The 4,014-nt window shown below is 39.2% G+C and carries 5 protein-coding genes and 1 pseudogene; 1 reads left to right on the top strand and 5 read right to left on the bottom strand.

The window, feature by feature from the left end; all coding sequences use genetic code 11:
- The coding region (locus EPB74_RS13310) for an IS3 family transposase (RefSeq protein WP_274904624.1) at positions 1-79 on the top strand (79 nt) is incomplete at its 5' end.
- Positions 80-153: 74 nt separating this feature from the next.
- Here the strand turns inward: EPB74_RS13310 and EPB74_RS13305 are convergent.
- The 5 genes and pseudogenes from EPB74_RS13305 to EPB74_RS13290 all read right to left on the bottom strand — a co-directional run.
- Positions 154-996 carry a DUF5020 domain-containing protein gene (locus EPB74_RS13305; protein ID WP_227516737.1) on the bottom strand — a complete coding sequence of 281 codons (843 nt, stop codon included), beginning with the start codon at positions 994-996 and terminating at the stop codon, positions 154-156.
- A gap of 896 nt (positions 997-1,892) precedes the next feature.
- Positions 1,893-2,330, bottom strand: a complete 438-nt coding sequence (locus tag EPB74_RS13300) for an MgtC/SapB family protein (RefSeq protein WP_079691203.1) — start codon at positions 2,328-2,330, stop codon at positions 1,893-1,895.
- Positions 2,331-2,383: 53 nt separating this feature from the next.
- Complete coding sequence (locus tag EPB74_RS13295; RefSeq protein ID WP_274904623.1) at positions 2,384-3,307, bottom strand: DUF808 domain-containing protein; 924 nt, start codon at positions 3,305-3,307, stop codon at positions 2,384-2,386.
- Positions 3,308-3,531: 224 nt separating this feature from the next.
- Positions 3,532-3,618, bottom strand: a pseudogene (locus tag EPB74_RS13450) (TIGR00645 family protein); the annotation flags it as partial.
- Positions 3,619-3,745: 127 nt separating this feature from the next.
- Positions 3,746-4,014, bottom strand: a 269-nt coding sequence (locus tag EPB74_RS13290; protein ID WP_274904622.1) for a DUF475 domain-containing protein, incomplete at its 5' end; no start/stop codon positions are given.

Below are 4,014 nucleotides of genomic sequence, written 5' to 3'. Positions count from 1 at the left end.
TTATTACAACAATGAGCGTATTCAGATGAAACTGAAAGGACTGAGTCCTGTGCAGTACAGAACTCAGTCCTTGGGGTAAACTAAACCGTCCAACATTTGGGGGTCAGTTCATTGGCGAGGTTTTTTATTTATACTTTTAAACGCGATCGCAGTTTAGAAGTGGTATTTGACCAGTGCCATAACAGCATGTTCATCCACACCATCGACGCCAAATTTATTTTTCCAATAGCTGTATTCACCACCGACTTCTAAGCGGTTATCAATACCAAGCGCTTCTTGCAAGTTGTACTTAACTTGCGGGTTAAAGTGAATGTTATTTTCAAGCGTATCACTGTTGAAAGCAAAATCGACATAACCATCAATCAACACTTTATCACGTTCCCAAGCAGCGGTTAACGTAATTTTTTGGTCATCTGGCTTGACGTCATTAAATGAATGATACAAGGTCGCAGACGCATATTTCATGCCAGGAATCGGTAAGTTTAAATCAACCCCAACCCCCGCCCAGTAGTTATCTTGACCAAAACCTGTACTGTTTGAGCTGAACTCATAGACACCAGCTAGATTGACTTGTTTGATAAGTCCGTCATTAAATGATGCCACTTTAAACTTAGGAGAAAATTTACCAAAAGTCTCTTTATAATCTTTACTTCCAATCACGTTTCCAGCTTGATCTTTAAGGTCGTACTCTCCACCTTGATGACGATCAACGAAGAAGAATACACCGCCCCAATCATGAGTAGAGGCATGCTCTAAAGTCAGTGTAGTAAAGTTTTCACTATCTATGCCTTTAGGTAGCAGTTCAAAATTACCACCGTGCAGTAAAGTAACACTGGTATCTTTAAATAAGGTTTTAGCATGAGCGCCAGTCATACCGCCCAAAGCTACAATAGCAATAGCTGCGGTCGCTAATGGTTTGATATAAAAAGATTTACGGCTAAGTACTTTAAGTGATTGGGTAGTCAATGGTAGGTTTGCAGATAAGTTATAACGCACAGTAGTATTCCTTTATATACAGTGGTTGATCCTAGCAGGCTTTGCTGTCATGGCATGTCAAACGAGTTTTAACTTCCTATCAAAACGCGCCTATGATACTAGGGGAAAATTACAGTCAGCTTTCGGTAAAAATGAAGAGTTATTAAGATAAACATTATCAATAAAAGCATTCTTAAAGGCCACAAAGTCTGTCATTTATGATGATTTTCTGCAGCAATTATTAACACTTTGAAACAGTTAAGCATGTTTCATAAGCACTGACAACTGTAAACTGACTGAAAAAAAATGAACGTAAGCTGCTCTAAGTCATTGATATGCGCTAAGTTTATGATTTCATTAAAATAACTGACTAAATGGTCAGGAATATTAATTTTGTAAAATAAAAATAAATATCAGAGTAACCGCTGTATTTGACATTCAACAGAAATTATTGTCATTTATGACAAACTTAGAAAATAATGAGGAAGTAAGAAAATAATGATACAGGGAGATAGCGATTGAGCCGCCCCGACAATATCGGCGACTGTTTTATTGAAGTCAGGCAGCTAAAGCTGATGATTTAGGACTGTCATAATATATCGATTCAAACTCAAGTAGCGACACATAGCGAATCAGAAAATCTTTAGCATTACCTGTATGTGCCAAGTATTAAATGTTAAAAGCTATTATGGCTGGTTAAATCGTGGCATCCGTAAGCAGATAATCTACTGCAATCAATGTTAGCTACTGTTTAGAGCGCTCATAGCAAAACGCTCAACGCTATGGCGTTGAGCGTTTGTATGCTCATTTTAAAGACCTTTATTCTGAGCGCGTTTATTTTTAAAGAGCCTTATTTTAAAGGTCTCTATTTTAAAAGACCCTATGTTAGAAATATCAACTGGAACAAAATAGAATGACTAATCCAGCTTATCTTTTGCCTTGAATGGTTCTGAGAATTGCAGAATTAAGAAATTAACAACCGACAAGATAATCGCAATCTCATAGCGCCCATAAGCCACTGAGATGCCGATAGCAGCGGTATTCCATAAACTCGCTGCCGTCGCAGTACCTTTTACCGTATTGTCACCTTTAAAAATAGCACCACCACCGATGAAACCCATACCCGTAATAATCGCGTACATGATTCTCGCTTCAGGCTCTGATCCGTGATAGATATCGACAGCGACTAGCATGAAAGCGCACGAGGCAATACTCACTAAGGGAAAGGTTCTGAGTCCTGCACCTTTATCTTTTGTCTCACGATTGAGCGCAATCGGTAAGGAGAGTATGAAAGCAATGCCTAATTGAATAAAATGATATCCCAACAGTTTTAAACTCAAATCAAATTCAAACATAACTTATCACGCTCTGTAATAGGGGGTTAAATAAACACAAGCATTAGTAATTTTTAATGCGCAGAAGATGGTTTATTACCACGTACTTTACCAACCATGGTAATAATAGCCACGACGATGACACCGACGATCAAGCCTACTAACGCATTTAACAGCATGGTTGTTATGCTTTCAAACATTCCTGTCAGGTGTGCTAAGTCTTCAACTTCATGATGCAAAAAATCAATCCCATGTACCAAAATACCGCCGCCCACTAAAAACATCGCTAACGTCCCAGCAATCGATAAAAACTTCATTAATTTTGGTGCCGCAGACAATAAAAAGCCGCCTATTTTCTGCTTTGCATTGCTCGTCTGTTTCATTAGATAGAGACCTAAATCATCCATTTTGACGATACCCGCTACCAAACCATAAACGCCCACTGTGATACCAATGGCAATAATGGACAGCACCAAGCTTTTCTCTAAGAGAGTCGCTCCAGCTGCTGAGCCTAGCGCAATCACAATAATCTCTGCCGACAGGATAAAATCTGTACGCACCGCACCTTTAATTTTGTCCTTTTCAAAAGCAACCAAGTCAATCGTCTCATCAGCATTAGCGCGTAGGCGGGCGATTTGATCTTCATCATGAGGTAAAATATGTGGCCAGAATTTATGAATTATTTTTTCAGCGCCCTCATAAGCCAAATACACACCTCCACACATGAGTAAAAAGGTGACTAAAGGGGGATAGATAGCACTGATGAGCAGCGCTAATGGCACTAGAATAAGCTTGTTAACGAATGAGCCTTTAGCGACTGCCCAAACCACTGGCAGCTCACGGTCTGCTTTAACACCTGTAACTTGCTCAGCATTAAGGGCTAAATCATCGCCCAATACACCCGCCGTTTTTTTGACGGCAACCTTGGTCATGATTGACACATCATCCAAGATCACACTGATATCATCAAGTAAGGTTAATAAACTGGCCCCTGCCATGTGCGCTCCTTAGCGTCTATTTGCGTTAATAGATTAATAGTTTTTTTAGTAAATATTTTAGTAAATTTTTAGTATTATCTGACTTAAATATTAAACGGTAGGTTTTAAGCATTTTGCTTGGCAATACAACTCTGTATCAACTCAATTTCCAGTTTCTGTTTTTTCAGCGTATATTAGAAGTGGCAATGTGCTAAGACATGTAAATTAAAGTGTTTTTAGTGGCTTTAGTGTTTTTTGGTATCACCGACAATCTTATCCATAAACGCAAATAATAAGCCGGACAATACAAACGTCATATGGATAGTCACTTTCTACATCAATCTATCGCCATCGCTCATCAGATAATAGAGCGTAAGGTTTAAGAGAAAACAGGCTATACCAAAATTTTGATATAACCTGCGTTAGACACCATCCGCTTTTAAACTAAAAACCCGCTGATTAAATAACTTTCTTGGCTTCTAACTTACGATGCTTCAGTGACGCAAGCAATGCCCAGCCAATAAAGGCAATACCAATCAGACCAGTAATGATCTCTGGTACATGGAATTTCACCGACAATAACATGATAATCGCTAAGGCACCGATGGCATAATGCGCGCCGTGTTCAAGATAGATGAACTCATCCAGCGTGCCTTTGTCTACCAAGAAGATCGTCATCGAACGCACAAACATCGCACCGATAGCAAGACCTAGCATAATCACAATCA

This window comes from Psychrobacter sp. DAB_AL62B, assembly GCF_028895345.1.
Classification (GTDB): Bacteria; Pseudomonadota; Gammaproteobacteria; order Pseudomonadales; family Moraxellaceae; genus Psychrobacter.
Note: the sequence above shows the minus strand (reverse complement) of the source record. Positions and strands in the feature narration are given on the sequence as shown.

Coding starts and splice junctions, on each gene's coding strand:
- EPB74_RS13295 (WP_274904623.1), bottom strand. CDS start 3,307: ATGGCAGGGGCCAGTTTATTAACCTTACTTGATGATATCAGTGTGATC.
- EPB74_RS13300 (WP_079691203.1), bottom strand. CDS start 2,330: ATGTTTGAATTTGATTTGAGTTTAAAACTGTTGGGATATCATTTTATT.